This window comes from Geomonas paludis (assembly GCF_014193585.1).
Taxonomy (GTDB): Bacteria; Desulfobacterota; Desulfuromonadia; order Geobacterales; family Geobacteraceae; genus Geomonas; species Geomonas paludis.
Genome location: NZ_BLXY01000001.1, coordinates 885,335 through 900,850, shown reverse-complemented (window position 1 = coordinate 900,850; position 15,516 = coordinate 885,335). Strand labels below are relative to the sequence as shown.

The following is a 15,516-nucleotide window of genomic DNA, read 5'->3' as shown; positions in this document are numbered from 1 at the left end:
GTCTAAACGTCGAACGTTGAACGTTGAACGTGTGTTAGTTCTTGGCATTGCTCCTCCTTTTCAGGGACGGCTTACCTTTTTCGTCGATCACCAGCGTGTCGGAACGGACCAGGTCCAGGAGCGTCCTGGACGAGGCGATGGAGACCAGCAGCCGCTTCAACTCGTTTTGGATGGGAAGCTCGGAAAGGCGCAGGCGTTCGATCCTCGGGATGGCGATGTCGATTCCCTTCACCGTCAGTTCCCCCTCGCAGTCCAGGGCGCCGTCGACCGCGCTCACCCGCAGCCCCTTCAGGTCGGCACTCTGCAGGGATTTACGCTGCGCCACGATCTTCTCGTTGCGCTGGTACGGGTCCAGCGCGAACAGGGCGCGGTCCAGGATGCGCGAACTGAAGCGGCGCAGGTTGAGGTTCAGGCGCATTCCCTCCAGGAGCGCCCGCTGCTCGGTGGCAAGCGGCGCCGACAGGCTCAACTCGCCGGTCAGTTCCCCTTCCCCGCCTGGACGCTGTCCCCCCGCCGCCGGGAAGAGGAGCACCGGGTCCAGCTTTGAGAAGTAGCAGTAGGTCGAGAGGACCGGCACCTCGCGGGAGAGGTCGATCAGACCCCGCGCCCGGACCGTGCCACCGCCCACCTCGGCCTGGAAAAAGCTCACCCCCAGGGCCTCGGGTTCGAGCAGGAGATCCGCCTCCAGGGCGCTCGCGTCGATGGGGACGGCGCCGGACTTAAACGATGCGCGGTGCACGCCGATCTTGCGCGGCGCCCCCATCAGCCCGCGCAGGTCCTCGTAGATGCGGGCGGCGAGATCCGAGTTGGCCGCGCCCAGGGGAGCCACCGGCGCCGGACGGACCAGCCCGGTCGAGAGCGGCACCCACTCCTCACCCTTTCCCTGCGCCTGCGCCAGGGCGTAACTGCGGTCGAGCAACAGGTCGGCCCGGACGCCGCTGGCCGCCAATCCCTTGCCGTCCGCCACCCCGAAGTCGCGGCACTTGCTGTAGCCGCGCACCCTGAGTTCACGCGCGGCGGTCAGGTCGACACGCGCGCCGGCGGAGACGTTCCCCGCCAGCTGCCAACCGGCCAGCACCTTCTTGGCCTCCGCCGGGAAGTTCCCCTCCAGGTGGGCGAACATGGTGGCGTCGAGCCGCTTCAAAAGGGTGGCGGCGTCGAACTTGCCCCCCTGGTCCTCGAGGAGCGCATCGATGCGCCCAACGGTAACGTCGGCGATCTGCGAGAGCCCCAGCGAGGCGACCTTCAACTCTTCGGTGAGGCGCAGTTCCTTCCACCCCGCCAGTTCTCCCTGCAGGGTCATGGTCCCGGACTGCAGCGGCAGGGTTCCCGCCGTGCCGGAGAGACCGTCGAGCGACGCGAAACGGAAGCCGCCGTCCACAGAAAGCGGCTCTCCGGGATGCGGCAGGGCCAGGCGCAGTTGGGGCGCCGTGGTCAACCCGTGGACGCGGTAGGTGCCCTGGGCGTTGGGGAGACGCAGGTCCAGGTCGTTCAAGGTGAGCGCCATCTCGGCGCGATCCAGCAACGCGAGGCTCCCCTTCGCCTTGCGCAGCGGATTCTCTTCTTTCGGAAGTCGGGCGACCGGCAGCGGCGCCGCGACATCCCAGGAGGCGGCGGCGAGGCCGGCGGCATCGAGGCCTGCCGGAAGGAACGGGCGCGCGACCGGCATCAGGCGGCGCAGGTCCAGACGCAGATTCCCCTTGCTGGCGGCCAGCTGGCGGCCCTGCCCGGTTAGCGCCGCTTCGGCCTCCAGCGCCAGGGCGTCGGACGCGGACAGCGAGCAGGTGGCACGCTGCACGGTCGGGGTTCCCTGTCCCTTGGGCGGCAGGTGCACCCCCTCGGCGGTGAGACGGGCGTTGAACGGCTGCAGCGTCACGTCTTTACCCTGCTGGTGCGCCTGCACGCTCCGGGCGGAAAGCTGCAGCGCCGGGAGCGCCAGGTCGAGGGCCCCGCCGGTAAAGGCGCGGGCCTTCAGCTCCAGGTCCTCCCGCAACTGTTCCAGCGCCAGCTCGCTCCCCACGCCGACCCGCTCCAGCTCCAGCTGCTGCCGGGCATCCACCAGGGCGCGCTTCCCCTTCAGATCGATCTCGGTCAGGACGAGGCTCAGTCCCCCCTTCATCCCGTCGATCCGCACCGGCTTCTTGCCCGCCACGTCCACCCGCCGTCCGGACCAGGAGAGGTCGGCCGCGACACGCACCGGCTTCATCTTTTTCAGGGGGACCGTTCCCTTGTCGATCGAGAGGGCGAGCCCCTCCCCCTGCAGCGGCCCGCCTGCCAGCGCCAGTTGCAGCCGCGGCAGGTCGAACGCCAATTTCTCTATCTGGATGGTCCCGTCGTTGCCCGGTCCCTGCAGCCGCGCATTCAGCCTGGCGAGCGACGCCGTTCCCTGCAGCTCCCGTAGCGGCAGGTTCTTAGGCAGGAAGGGCGCCGCCACCTGCCGTGCCCGTCCCAGGTCCAGGCGCAGCGACCCCAGTTGCGCCGCGACACTGCGCGACTTTTCGGTGGGGCGATCGACCAGGGCGTGCCAGGAGGCGGTGATGAGCCCGGGGCTGGTCAGGCTCCCCTCGTCGAACGAGACCTGCTGACGCTCATGGTTACTGACCAGCTTCTGGCGCAGGTGCAGGTCCAGGGGCGCGAGCCCCGCCTTCCTGCCGGGGAGCCGGCCCACCGCCAGTCGGTCGCCGTCCAGTGCGAGTGCGACCCGCAGGTCTCCGGTCCGGTCGGTCCGGGCGGTGAGGTCCAGCGCCAACTTGCCGGCGGGTTCGGGGAGAGGTTTCTTGGCGAAGGGTGCCGCCAGTCGGGCAAGCTCCGGGAGAGAGAGGGCAAGGTTCGCCTTGAGCCCCTCCGGCCGGGTCACGCCGCCAGCGGCACTCAACGCGACACCCGGAAGATCCGCCCGCGCCGTCAAGGATGCCGCCGAGGGTTTGATGCTGTAGCTGGCCGTCACCAGGTCGGCCACCTCAATGCCGAGGCTGACGGGCTGCGGCTTACCGCCGTCAACGGCGACCTTCCCGGCAATGGAGCTGCGGATGGGGAGCTTGCTCAGGGAAGGTGCGGCGAGACCGAAGGAGAAGTCGCTCAACAGCAGTTCGCGCTTGGAGACGGGATCGGCGTAGTAGATCTTCATGGGGGTGGCATCTGCCGACAGGCGCAGGTCGACCGGCAGCGGCCACTCCAGGGACTGGAACTTCTGTACCCCTTCCGCAATGCGGGTGAGCGGATCCTTGAGCGGCTTTGCCTCGGGAGGCTTCGGGGGTCCCGGTGCGAGCTCGGCCTCCAGCTTCTTCACCTTGAGGTCAACGCTGACGCACCAGCGCCTGGTTGCCTGATCGCGCGAAAGGCCGGGCTCGAGTTTGAGTTGCTGCAGGGAAGCGTGCAGAAGCGGCGGCGGACCGTCCCCCAGCACCAGGCCGGTAAGGGCGATGCCGTCGGACCAGGATACCTGGAAATCGGACCAGGAAACCGGCTTCTTGAGGGCCTTGGAGATCCCCAGCCGCAAAAGGGACTGCGCGGGGGCAGTGGAAAGGAGGGCGGGCAGGGACGCCACCAGCAGCACCAGCAACAGCACCGCAGACAGCGCCAGGGTGCAGCCGACGAAAATGACGCGTCTGACGCGAAGGGTACTGATGTAGGCAAGGAGGCGACGGCGCATCAGCAAAAGTCCCAAGGTACGCTGGAGTTGCGACAGGAAGGGGAAGAACTCAAACCACGTGCCTTGTTATCATCTCCGTCATTTAAAGTCAAACCCGTTCACCCCTCATCGAGTGGACTTGAGGTACCTGTGGCAGATGTAGCAGAGTTCGTCACCGTCCCGCACCAGGTGCGGTGGCGGCTTTGTCAAATCATGGCAGGATAGGCAGGTCAGTTTGCCCTCCTCCAGTACGCAGCCAGCAGCGAGAATGTCCGCGACTGGGGCAAAATCTTCCACCGTCTTAGGGGGAGGATAGCTGCGCATGACCGGGTGCTCGTTGGAGTACAGACAGTGATCGGTGAGGCAGACGGAAACCGGCCGTTTAGAACCTTCCGAATGACATGCCAGACATTCTGCCATGGTAAGGATGCCATTGGCGCCGGTCTGGTGCGAGATATTGGCGCCGCCAACCTTGAAGAAGAACATGCCACCCAAGGCAACAGCGATCACTGCTTTCAGCCTTAAATGCACCTTCCTTGAGCTAATCATAAGGCACCTATGTGTTTAGACAGGCATTGAACTTCTTAGGACATCCAATGATTTATCTACCACCTTGGCACATCGGCAATCATAGCACAGGGTCCCACGCAGACAACGAGGGCGCAATTATATTGGCCTCATTGGCGACCGCACCCAGTGGCATTTGTGATCATGCTCATTTTAAATATTGACCGAGGCAGCCGTTCTGCTATAGTGAGCGCGTTCATTTTCCCAAGGGAGCAGTCGATGCGTATCAGCGAGCAGGCAAAACAGTTGTGCCGGGCCCGGATCCTGGAAAAGGCCGCCGAGCTCTTTGCCGCGCGCGGTTTCGACCAGACCACCACCCGCGACATCGCCCTCGCCGCCGGCGTTGCCGCCGGCACCATGTTCAACTACTTTCCCAGCAAGGAGACCATGGCCATGACCATGGTGAACGAGGCGCTGGCGCAGGGACGGGAAGAGTTCCTGACCCGGCTGGACGGCAGCGAGTCGCTGGAGGAGGAGCTGTTCCTGCTGATCGGGACGGAACTGCGCCGGCTGCGCCCCCTGCGCCCCTTCCTGGGACCGGTGCTGGAGCGGTCGCTGAGCCCCTTTCCGCGCAAAAGCGTCTGCCCCGAGGGGGAAGCGGCACGCCAGGAACACCTGGAATGCGTGCGGCAGATCATGCACCGCCACGGCTTCGCCGCTACTCCCGAGGACGTCGCCGGCACCATCTACTGGTCGCTCTACCTCGGCATCCTCGCCTCCTGGACCGGCGACCACTCCGAAAACCAGGAGGCCTCCCGGGGCCTCATCGACTACGCCATCCGCACCTTCGTGCAGATGATCTCCGGCAACACGCAGGGAGGCGACCATGCCCGCTGACACCCGGCGCAAAAGAGGGATCGAGGCGCGGGCAGCGCTGCTCGACCTCATGCCGCGCCAGGAAGAAGCGGCACGCAGGCGCCTGGCCGAACTGGTGGAGAGCGTCGCCGCCAGGCGCCCCCCCACCACCTCCTTCTCACGGCTCTGGATCCTCGGGTCACTGCAGGCCAAGGTCACCTGCGCCTATCTCGCCTACTGGCTGCGCAGCCGCTGGGCCGACGCCGACGAGCGGGAGCGGCTCAAAAGCGAGACCCACCTGAAGGCAGCGCTGGAGCTGTTGGGCACCATGGGCTACCTGCGCGGGGCGGTCATGAAGCTGGGGCAGATGCTGGCGACCTTCCCGGACGCCCTCCCCGACGAGTTCGCCCGCCTCCTCCCGGCGCTCCACTTCGAGGCTCCCCCCATGCACTACGCCATGGTGCGCGAGGTCTTCCTGGACGAGTTCGGCAAGGAGCCCCACGAGCTGTTCGCGAGCTTCGAGAAGCAGGCCTTCGCGGCCGCTTCGCTGGGGCAGGTGCACCGTGCCCGGCTTCATTCCGGCGAACTGGTGGCAGTGAAGATCCAGTATCCCGGCATCGCCCGCACCATCGAGGCCGACCTGAAGAACCTGCGCCTGCTCATGCAGCCGATGCGGCTGGGGGAAGACTGGGGCAACGTCGTGGCCAAGTTGGCCGAGGTGGAACGGGTGCTCCTTGCCGAGACCGACTACCTTGCCGAGGCAAGCTTCGCCCAGACCGTGCGCGACTCCTTCACCCGCGAGGACGGGATCGTGATCCCGCGCGTCTACCCCGAATACTCAACGCGCCGGGTACTGACCACGGAACACCTGGAAGGGGTGCACCTGGAGGAGTTCCTGGACGGCAACCCGTCCCAGGAGCTGCGCGACCGCTACACCCACCTGATGACCGTCGCCACCATGCGCATGCTGTACCGCACCCACTGGCTCCTCGCCGATCCCAATCCAGGCAATTACATCTTCATGCCCGACGGGCGGCTGGGTCTGGTCGACTTCGGCTGCACCCGGCAGCTGAGCGACGAAGAGTGGCAGATGCAGGTCGAGGTGGAAGACGCGCTGCTGCGCCGGGACGAGGCAGAGATGGAGCGCCTGGTCGTCAAGGCATCCCTGTACGATTCGGCTGAGCAGATGGGACGGGAACGGCTGGAGTTGATCGGCAGGGTGATCCGCTGGCAACTGGAGCCGTGGCTCAGCGACGGGATCTTCGATTTCGGTGACGAGGATTTTTTCCGGCGCGGCATGGACGCCATGATCGAAGTGACCCGCAAGGGGTTCATGCGCGGCATGCCGGTGCACATCTGGACCACCCGCTTCATCCTGGGGGCGCGGGGCGTCGTGTACCGCTTGAAGGGGCGCTGCGATTTCCAGGGGATTTACCGGCGGGAAAGCGGGCGTGACATGCACCCGTGACCAATCCTCCCTCGCCCTCAGGGAGAGGGTCGGGGTGAGGGCGCCGCTGTCCCCTCCGGCGGGACCGTCCCCTCCCCCGGAGGGGGAGGGCTAGGGAGGGGGAGCGTAGCATCTTGATCCCGCGGCCCCCCTCCCGACCTCCCCCCTCCGGGGGGAGGAGCTTTTAAAAAGACTTTTCCTCAAGGAGGAACCAACCGTGCTGCAACTTTGCGACGTGGTGAAATCGTATGACGGCAAATCGACGGTGACGGCGCTGGCCGGCATCACCCTTTCCATCGGCGCCGGCGAGATGGTGGCCATCATGGGGCCATCGGGCTCGGGCAAGTCGACGCTGTTGAACCTGATGGGGGGGCTGGACGTGCCCACCTCCGGCGAGGTGCTGGTGGCGGGGACCGACCTGGCCCGGCAAAGCGAAAAGGAACGTTCCCTGTTCCGGCGCAGCCACGTTTCCTACATCTTCCAGGCGTACCACCTGATGCCCACGCTGCGGGTCAGACAGAACGTCGCCCTGCCGCTGCGGCTCGCCGGTGTCCCCGCCAGGGAGGCTGACGCCCGCGTGGAGCGGGTGCTGGCCGAGGTGGGGCTGGACCACCGCGCCGACCACCTCCCCGACGAGCTTTCCGGGGGCGAGCGCCAGCGCGTCGCCATCGCCCGCGCCCTGGTCACCGACGCTCCTCTGCTTCTGGCCGACGAACCGACCGGAAACCTGGACAGCGCCCGCGGCAAGGAGATCCTGGCCCTGCTCCGCTCCATCCACGGCCGGCGCGGCACCACCATCGTCATGGTGACCCACGACCGCGAGGCCGCCTCGGCCTGCGACCGCCTGATCCGCCTGCGCGACGGCCGGGTCGAGGACGACGGCGCCGCCCCGGGAGGTGCAAGATGAGGTTCCTGCTGCGGCACCTCTCACTCTCCTACGCCCGGCGCCACCTGGCCAAGACCATCCTCACCCTGTTGGGGGTCGTGGTCGGCGTCACCACCTTCAGCTCCATCAAGACGGCGCAGGACGCGCTGGTGGTCGGCATCGGCTCGACGGTGGACCGTGTCGCGGGCAAGGCGCAGCTCCAGGTGACCATGGAGGGGGGCGTCCCCGAAGCGCTGCAGGAGAGGCTCAGGAACCTCCCCGGCATCCGGGCCACCTCGCCGGTCATCGAGCAGATCGTGGTCCCGGAAAAGGGGGAACTGGGGAGCCTGATGGTGATCGGCGTGGACCTCTTGGGGGACCGGGAGATGCGCGACTACGGCTTCGAAGGTGACGACGCCGACCTGGACGATCCGCTTCTGTTCCTGGCCCAGCCCGACTCCGCCCTCTTCACCCGCGAGTTCGCCAAGCGCGCCGGGCTTGCCACCGGCACCTCGCTCGCCGTCAAGGTCCCCAGCGGGGTCCGCAAGGTGACCGCGCGCGGCCTGATGAGCCCCAAGGGGTTCGCCCAGGCCTTCGGAGGCAACCTCATGGTGGTGGACGTCTACGCCGCGCAGGAGCTCTTCGGCCGCGGACGGCGCTTCGACCGCATCGACGTGCGGCTCCAGGACGGGGTCAGCGTGGCCCAGGGGACCGAGATGCTGCAAAAGGCCCTCGGGCCCGCCTACCGCGTCGAGACCCCGGCGCGGCGCGGCGAGCAGATGGAACGGCTGGTGGCCAACTTCACCGCCGGGTTCAACGTCTCCAGCGCCTTCGCCCTCTCCATCGGCATCTTCCTCATCTTCAACGCCTTCAACGTCTCGGTGAACCGCCGCCGCCGCGACATCGGCACGCTGCGCGCCCTGGGCGCCACGCCGCGCCAGGTGCAGGTCCTGTTCCTCGCCGAGGCGCTCATCATCGGCCTGCTCGGCGGCGCGCTCGGCTGCCTGGCCGGCACCGCCTTCTCACAGGCGCTGTTGGTGAGCATGGGGCAGAGCACCGAGATGGTGTACGGCATCTCCGGTTCGGGCGTCGTGCACCTCACCCCGGCCATCGTGCTGCAGTCCATGCTGCTCGGCCTCGTCGCCTCGCTGGTCGGTGCCTGGGGTCCCGCCCTCTCCGCCTCGCGCATCTCCCCCACCGAGGCCTTCGCCAAGGGGGCGTTCCAGGCCAAGGTGCAGGGCCGGGTGGCGCCGCGTATCGCCGCCGGGGTCGCCCTGGTGGCGGGCGCCGTGGCGCTCGCGTTCAGCAGCGTGGTGAAGGGAAACGCCCTGGTGCTCTCGGTGCTCCTTTTGGGGGGGATCGGGCTCGTGCTGCTGATCGGCCCGCTCTCCCGCGCCGTCCTGGTCGGCCTCGGCCCGCTGCTCACCCGGCTCTTCCCCTCCGCCGGCCCGCTCTCCTCGGATTCGCTCCTGGGCAACCCGCGCCGCAGTTCCGGCACCATCATGGCCATGGCCCTTTCACTCACCTTCGTGCTGGGGCTTGGGGGGTACATGGGCTCCACCCGGCTCACCATCGTGCGCTGGATGGACGACATCCTCACCTGCGACCTGTTCGTGCGCGCCTCGGCCAACTTCTCGCGTCCCGACTTCCTCTACCCCGGCGCAGTGAAAGGGGAGATCCTGGCGCTCCCGGGCGTGCGCACGGTGGAGAGCTACCGCGCCATCAGGCCGCAGTTTCACGGCAGGCAGATCCTGGTCGGTTCGGTGGAGATGGACACCCTCATGCAGCGGGTGCGCTACGACTTCGCCCAGGGCAATCGCGATTCCATGCGGGACGGGCTGCTCAACAAGGAGATGTGCGCCGTCACCGAGAACTTCCATGACCGCTTCGGCCTGAGCGTGGGCGACAAGGTGCCGCTCAACACGCCGGGGGGGATGGTGGAGTTTCCCATCGCCGCGGTGATCCGCGACTACTCCTCGGATCAGGGGGCCGTGTTCCTGGACCGCAAGGTATTTCTCAGGCACTGGCAGGACGACCGGGTCGACATTTACGACGTCTCGGTGACCCCGGGAACCGATCCGGGCAAGGTGCGGGACGCCATCCGCGCCAAGCTCTCCGGCCGCTACCCGGCGCTCATCTCGACCCAGCGCGAGTTCAAGGACGAGATCGGCAAGGCCATCGACGCCTTCTACGCCGTCATGCGCATCACGGTCTTGCTGGCGCTCGGGGTCGCCTTCCTCGGCATCGTCACCTCGCTGCTCATCTCGGTGGCCGAGCGCACCCGGGAGATAGGGATACTGAAGGCGCTCGGAGCGCTCCCGGGCCAGATCGCGAGGAGCGTGGTGCTGGAGGCGCTGGTGCTCGCCATGGTGGGGCTCATGCTGGCGCTTCCCGCCGGCAACCTGTTCGCATCCTTCATGGAGGGGCCGGTGGCCAAGGCGTTCACGGGGTGGGCCATGCCGCATCATTACCCGTGGGAGGTGCTGGGGCAGCTCCTGGTCGCCCTTCCCGTGGTGTCTTTCCTGGCCGCAGGGATCCCCGCACGGCAGGCGGCTGGGGTCAAGGTGACCGAGGCGATTGAGTACGAGTAGAATGCTGCCCCCTCTCCCACTGGGAGAGGGTCGGGGTGAGGGCGTCGGCAGTAGCAACCAGCTTGCCCGTGGCAGCACCCTCACCCGGCCTTCGGCCACCCTCTCCCGGAGGGCGAGGGGACACAGAAAGAGTGGACAGGGCGAATGATTATTTGCCCCCACAGGTACACGCTCCCCCTCCTTGACGGGAGGGGATACAGGAACCATAGAACATTGGCCCCCTCTCCCTGCGGGAGAGGGTCGGGGTGAGGGCGTCGGCAGCGGCAACCAGCTTGCCCATGGCAGTTCCCTCACCCGGCCTTCGGCCACCCTCTCCCGGAGGGCGAGGGGGTGGACAAGAACGTCTTTGGAGGAATAAACATGATGAGAACGATATTGAAACCGCTGCTGCTCCTCGTCGCCGTGGCCATCTGCACGCCGCTTGGTTCCGCCCCCGCACAGGCCGCGCCCGACGCCCGCGCGCTCCTGAAGGAGTCCGAGAGCCGGCACCGCACCAAGACCCAGCAGTACTCGGGCGACCTCACCGTGGTCAACAAGGAGGGGAAAGTCCGCAAAAAGGGGTGGAACAGCTACCGCCAGGGATACGCCGGCGACTCCAAGAACCTGATCCGCTTCACCGATCCCCCCGAGGTGAAGGGGGTGGGCTTCCTCTCGCTGCCGCGCCCGGGCTCGGACAACCCGGACCAGTGGCTCTACCTCCCCTCCATGAAACGTGAGCGGCGCATCGCGCCGCAGGACCGCGACGCCTCCTTCGTGGGGACCGACTTCAACTACGAGGACATGGAGGAGTTCGACCACGAGAAGTACAAGGTCGCGCTGCAGGGAGAGGAGACGCTGGACGGCCAGCCCTGCTGGGTGATCAGCGCCATTCCGCTGGAGAAGGGGAGCAAGTCCATCTACCAGAAGTTGATCCTCTACCTCAGAAAGGACATCCTCTACCTGGTGCGCGAGGACCTGATCAGGAAGGGTGACAAGGAGCCGGCCAAGCGGCTGGTCCTCTCTGACATCAAGAACGTCGAGGGGCACTACGTCGCCGCACGCATGGAGATGACCGACCTGAAGAAGGGGAGCCACACCACGGTGACCCTGAAGCAGATCTCCTTCAACCGTCCCCAGCCCGCCAGTCGTTTCACGCTGCAGAACCTCACCCGTGAGGGGGGCGATTGAGAACCCTCCTCCTGCTCCTAGTCCTGCTGTGCCTCCCCTGCACCGCGCTGGCCGAAGGTTTCTCCGGCTACGCGGAAGTGAAGGGCTTTGCCTACGGTGAGCGCTTCGCCGGCGAGCCCTACGGCGCCGGCTGGGGCACGCTCTATAACAAGTGGGAACAGCGCCTCGCCGAGAGCCAGTTCACCGCCTCCCTGCGCGCGGAATGGCTCACCGCGCCGCAGACGAGCCCGCTGGTTTTCGACCCGGCCGACCGCAAGCTCAGGCGTCCGCCGCTCTCGGTCCCGGAACTGTGGCTGCGCGTCCCGCTCGCCCCGTCGCACGACCTGGAGCTGGGGCGCTTCCAGCTCGGATGGGGCAAGACCGACGGCTACTCCCCCGCCGACGCCTTCCTCCCGCGTGACGTGACCGATCCCTTTGCCGACGAGAAACTGCCGCTGTGGGCCGTCCGCCTGAGCGGACAGGAGGAGAACCTCCGCTACCAGGCGGTGCTGGTGCCGGTGACGACGCCCTGGCGCCTCCCCCCCCTGGGCAGCCGCAACGCCCCCATCGCCTCGGGCGCCCTTCCGGAGGGGACCAGATTCCAGGAACAGGACGACGCCCCGCCGCTTGCCGGCTTCGCCGCCCTGCGCCTCTTAGCGACCCACGGCGACTGGGACCTCGGCGTCTGGGCCAGAAGCGGCGTGCGCCCGGCGCCCATCCTGGAATTCTCGCTCGACCCGGCGCTGCAGACCGGGCCGGTCCCGGTTATCTCGGTGGGACGGCGCTACCCGCGCGAGCACGGCGTCGGGGTCGAGGTGTCGCGGGTGGCCGGTCCCTACGTCGTGCGCGGCGAGGCGGCCGCCCTCTTCTCGGCGGACCCGGAACTGGGCGACGCGCTCATCGGCACCCTGAGCGTCGAGCGCGGCTTCGGCGACGGCACGCTCCTCATCACCCTGGCCGGCAACGCCATCGATCCGCCGGTCGATCCCACGCTCCTCTTCGACCGGGGCCTGCTCCCCGCCCTGATCGTGGCCTGGAACCAGACCGAGGAATGGGGCGCCTGGAAGCTGGTCTGGGACTGCGGCCTCAAGCGCGGCGACGGCCTTATCAAGGGGGAGGTCGGCTACAACATCACCGACACCTGGAAAGTCACCGTCGGCGGGGATCTTCCCTACGGGGCGGAGCGAGGCCCGCTGGGCGCGCTGCACGGCGCGCGGCGCCTGGTGGCGGCGCTGCGCCGCAGCTGGTGACGCGGGCACCGTCTTGACAACGCGATGCAGGAAATTAACCTTTCCCAATTCGACGTACGAGACGGAGGTGCCGCATGGACATCGACCTCACCGTTATGTTGGCCAACATACTGAACGGCATGGGGCCCAAGCTGATATCGAAACACATGAAGGCGCAGGCGGCCGGCGACGAAACCCGCGCCACCATGGCCCTGGCCCAGGTGGTCATCTACACCAAGCTCCTGGAGCGCTACCAGGAAGACGACGAGTACTATCAATTCATCCTGGACCTGCAGCAACTGCGCGAGGCCCAGGAGGAGTTCTACCTCGAGTCCCGGGCCGAGAACAACCGCAAGCTTGCCCTGGTCGTGCTGAGCCGGCTCCGTTTCCTCGCCATGCTGCAGCGCCGCCTTGCCGCCGCCGAACGGGACAAGGCCATGGAAACCCTGCGCACCACCCCTGCCATCGTGCGTCACTGATCCCCTCCGCCGCCCCGCTGACGTATACGCGCCCGCAACCCTTTGCGCGGTATACGTTTTAGACACCGCCCCGACTTTTACGCTACCATCGTAAACCTCTTCGGCACCCAGCCCCGCCCCCAGCGCCACCGCAACGGGTAACCTCCTGCCGAAGCCGGGAGAACGATGGCTTCAATCAGCTCCGAGACCATTTCGGGCATACGCCTTTTCAGCGGCCTCAATCACCACGACCTGCAGCGCATAGCGCAGCGCCTGGAGCTGCGCGATTTCGCCGCGGGCGACGTGATCCTCGCCAGGAGTGAACCGGCGCAGGAGCTCTACGTGATCCTCTCCGGGAGGATCCGGGTCGAGCTGTTGGACCGCTCCGGGCAGATCCTCAACCTCACCGAGTTCGGCATCGGCAACGTGATCGGGGAGCGTGCCATCCTCACCGCCGAGAAACGTTCCGCCGACGTGCGCGCCATCACCGACGTCCAGGCCGCGCGGCTCACCCGGCAGCACTTCGAAGAGCTGCTGGAGAGCATGCCCCTTCTCTACGCCAACCTGAGCCGCATACTAGCCGCGCAACTGGGAAGCTGGGCGCACCGCCACCAGCGCGAGGAGAGCGAGCACCGCGAGGTGATCACCAACATCATCGGCTGGCAGCTGCTCCCCGAATTCGGCGAGTTCCCCGGCACCTCGCAGTGGGTGCGCCTGTTGAACCAGCGCCTGCAGCACCTGGCCGACACCAGGAGCCATGTCCTCATCCTCGGCGAGCCGGGGACCTGGAAGGACCTGGCCGCCCGCCTGATCCATTTCCACAGCACCGGGGACCGCCCGGTCCTCTTCCTCGACTGCGCCTCCCCTCCCCCGGTCATGGGCGAGGAATGTTCCGCCAGCGATTCCGCGCAACAGAACTCGCTCCTTCTGGGGCTCGCCCAGGAGGCCGCCCTGTTCGGCCATGCGCCGGAGGGGGCCATGTACGCGCGCCGGGTCAGGCGCGGCATGATCGAGCTCGCGGCCGGCGGCGACATCATCCTGAGGAACATCGACTGCCTCTCCGGCGCCGTGCAGGAGGAACTGGTCGAGTTCATGGAGAGCGGGCACTTCACCCGCCGCGGCGAGACGAAACTGAGAAGCGCCCAGGTGCGCATCATCGCCACCAGCGGCAAGCCGCTGCGCCCGCTGGTGGAAAGCGGCAAGTTCAACGCGGTGCTCTTCAAGAAGCTCTCCGGCGAGACCCTGGAGCTCGTGCCGCTCAGGGAGCGCAAGAAGGACATCCCGGTCATCGCCCGGAGCCTTCTGAAGTCCCTCAATGCCAAGCACCACAAGCAGGTGCGCCGCCTCTCCCAGGACGCCCTGAACCGCCTGGTGGACCACGACTGGCCCCTGAACGCGAGCGAGCTGTACCAGGTCCTCTCGCGCGCGGTGGTGGTCTGCAACGACGACGAGATCCAGCCCGAGCACATCTCGCTGCAGGGGCACCCCTTCGGCGACGGGCGCTTCAACCTGCTCACCCTTCCGGCCGTGGAGAACCTGGCCCGCAACCCGCGCTTCCCGCGCCTTTTGCGCTGGCTCACCGTGCCGCTCTTTCTCGGCGTCACGCTCTACACCTTGTTCGGGCCGCGCCAGCACAACGCCGCCAACCTGGTCGCCTGGACCATCGGTTGGCCCGCCCTTTTGCTCACCGCCTTCCTGTTCGCCCGCGGCTGGTGCAGCTTCTGCCCCATGGAAGCGATCGGCGAGTTCGTGGGGGTTTCCAGCCGCGTGGTGCGCGACCCCGCCCCCTGGCTGCGCCGCTGGGGACCGTCGCTTTCCTTCGCCGCGCTGGTGGTGATCCTCCTTCTGGAGCAGGCCACCGGCATGTTCAGCTACGCGGGCGCCACCGGCGTGCTCCTCTCGGGGATCCTCTGCGCCACGGTGAGCGCCGACCTGGTCATCGGCCGCCGGGGGTGGTGCAAGTTCCTGTGCCCCCTGGGGCGCATCGTGAGCCTCGTGTCGCGCATTTCGCCCTTGGAGATGCACAGCAACCACAACGTCTGCCTGAGCCGCTGCCGCGTCGACGACTGCATCAAGGAGAAGGGGTGCCCGATGGGGCTGCACCCCTCCGGCGTCGACAGCTCCGACCACTGCGTGCTCTGCCTGAACTGCGTCCGGAGCTGTCCGCACCGCTCCATGCAGCTCGACCTGAGAAACCCCACTTGGGGCGGCTTCAATAGGGCCCGGCGCGGCTTCCGCGAGGCGCTTTTCAGCACCACCCTGGTCGGCGTGGTTATCGCCGCCAAGGGAACGCCGCTGGTCGCCGGGCGCCAGTTGGAGATCTTCTCGCGCACCATCTGGAGCGTGCAGGACTACCTGCTCGCCCTGGGCATCGTCGCGGGCTTCACCCTGCTCGCCTGCCTCGCCTCCGCCTCGGTGCGCGGCACCGGCTGGCGCGCGGTCTTCACCACCAGCGGCCTCGCCTACCTCCCCCTGGCGGTCGCCGGCCTGTTCATGATCTTCTTCAGGGCACTGGTCGAGGGGGGCGCGCAGATCGTCCCGCTCATGATCCATGCGCTCGGGCTGGACCACGTGCTCGACGCGGCGGCGCTGACCCCGGAGTTGGGGACGCTGCGCCTGCTCATCTACCCGCTGCTGCTGCTCGCCACCCTCTTCTCCTGGGTGATCCAGGCCAAGCTGCAGCGCCAGGACGGCCTCCCCTCCCGGGCGCTCATCGGGCACCGCCTGCTCATACTATCCGCCGCGGCCATCTTCATGACTATCCTGTAAAATCATATTGTGAGATAA

General features: G+C 67.3%; 10 protein-coding genes. 8 read left to right on the top strand and 2 right to left on the bottom strand.

Annotation, left to right across the window (positions count from 1 at the left end; all coding sequences use genetic code 11):
• Positions 1-34: 34 nt before the first annotated feature.
• Both H7687_RS03645 and H7687_RS03640 read right to left on the bottom strand, forming a co-directional pair.
• Positions 35-3,652 carry a translocation/assembly module TamB domain-containing protein gene (locus H7687_RS03645; RefSeq protein ID WP_183345199.1) on the bottom strand — a complete coding sequence of 1,206 codons (3,618 nt, stop codon included), beginning with the start codon at positions 3,650-3,652 and terminating at the stop codon, positions 35-37.
• 105 nt (positions 3,653-3,757) lie between these two features.
• Complete coding sequence (locus H7687_RS03640; protein WP_183345197.1) at positions 3,758-4,180, bottom strand: cytochrome c3 family protein; 423 nt, start codon at positions 4,178-4,180, stop codon at positions 3,758-3,760.
• 237 nt (positions 4,181-4,417) lie between these two features.
• On the opposite strand from H7687_RS03640, the gene H7687_RS03635 reads away from it, so the two are divergent.
• The 8 genes from H7687_RS03635 to H7687_RS03600 all read left to right on the top strand — a co-directional run bounded on the left by H7687_RS03635 (position 4,418) and on the right by H7687_RS03600 (position 15,498).
• Positions 4,418-5,035 (top strand): TetR/AcrR family transcriptional regulator, encoded by a 618-nt coding sequence (locus H7687_RS03635; RefSeq protein ID WP_183345195.1) that lies wholly within the window; start codon positions 4,418-4,420, stop codon positions 5,033-5,035.
• Positions 5,025-6,461 (top strand): ABC1 kinase family protein, encoded by a 1,437-nt coding sequence (locus tag H7687_RS03630; RefSeq protein ID WP_183345192.1) that lies wholly within the window; start codon positions 5,025-5,027, stop codon positions 6,459-6,461. The genes H7687_RS03635 and H7687_RS03630 overlap by 11 nt, the downstream gene beginning before the upstream one ends.
• A gap of 196 nt (positions 6,462-6,657) precedes the next feature.
• Positions 6,658-7,347, top strand: coding sequence for an ABC transporter ATP-binding protein (locus tag H7687_RS03625; RefSeq protein WP_183345190.1), 690 nt, complete (start codon positions 6,658-6,660; stop codon positions 7,345-7,347).
• Positions 7,344-9,896 carry an ABC transporter permease gene (locus H7687_RS03620; RefSeq protein WP_183345188.1) on the top strand — a complete coding sequence of 851 codons (2,553 nt, stop codon included), beginning with the start codon at positions 7,344-7,346 and terminating at the stop codon, positions 9,894-9,896. Before H7687_RS03625 ends, H7687_RS03620 begins: the two co-directional genes overlap by 4 nt.
• 360 nt (positions 9,897-10,256) lie before the next feature.
• Positions 10,257-11,063, top strand: a complete 807-nt coding sequence (locus H7687_RS03615; RefSeq protein WP_183345186.1) for an outer membrane lipoprotein-sorting protein — start codon at positions 10,257-10,259, stop codon at positions 11,061-11,063.
• A complete protein-coding gene (locus H7687_RS03610) occupies positions 11,060-12,292 on the top strand; it encodes a hypothetical protein (protein ID WP_183345183.1) in 1,233 nt (410 codons plus the stop codon). Before H7687_RS03615 ends, H7687_RS03610 begins: the two co-directional genes overlap by 4 nt.
• Positions 12,293-12,366: 74 nt before the next feature.
• Positions 12,367-12,750: a hypothetical protein gene (locus tag H7687_RS03605; protein ID WP_183345181.1), complete on the top strand. Its 384-nt coding sequence runs from the start codon at positions 12,367-12,369 to the stop codon at positions 12,748-12,750.
• Positions 12,751-12,915: 165 nt separating this feature from the next.
• Positions 12,916-15,498, top strand: a complete 2,583-nt coding sequence (locus tag H7687_RS03600; RefSeq protein ID WP_183345180.1) for a sigma 54-interacting transcriptional regulator — start codon at positions 12,916-12,918, stop codon at positions 15,496-15,498.
• The last annotated feature ends 18 nt before the right edge of the window (positions 15,499-15,516 follow it).

Excerpts from the sequence above, each read along its gene's own strand:
- H7687_RS03640 (WP_183345197.1), bottom strand. The coding sequence starts at position 4,180 with ATGATTAGCTCAAGGAAGGTGCATTTAAGGCTGAAAGCAGTGATCGCT.
- H7687_RS03620 (WP_183345188.1), top strand. The coding sequence starts at position 7,344 with ATGAGGTTCCTGCTGCGGCACCTCTCACTCTCCTACGCCCGGCGCCAC.
- H7687_RS03630 (WP_183345192.1), top strand. The coding sequence starts at position 5,025 with ATGCCCGCTGACACCCGGCGCAAAAGAGGGATCGAGGCGCGGGCAGCG.
- H7687_RS03600 (WP_183345180.1), top strand. The coding sequence starts at position 12,916 with ATGGCTTCAATCAGCTCCGAGACCATTTCGGGCATACGCCTTTTCAGC.
- H7687_RS03645 (WP_183345199.1), bottom strand. The coding sequence starts at position 3,652 with ATGCGCCGTCGCCTCCTTGCCTACATCAGTACCCTTCGCGTCAGACGC.
- H7687_RS03615 (WP_183345186.1), top strand. The coding sequence starts at position 10,257 with ATGATGAGAACGATATTGAAACCGCTGCTGCTCCTCGTCGCCGTGGCC.
- H7687_RS03605 (WP_183345181.1), top strand. The coding sequence starts at position 12,367 with ATGGACATCGACCTCACCGTTATGTTGGCCAACATACTGAACGGCATG.
- H7687_RS03635 (WP_183345195.1), top strand. The coding sequence starts at position 4,418 with ATGCGTATCAGCGAGCAGGCAAAACAGTTGTGCCGGGCCCGGATCCTG.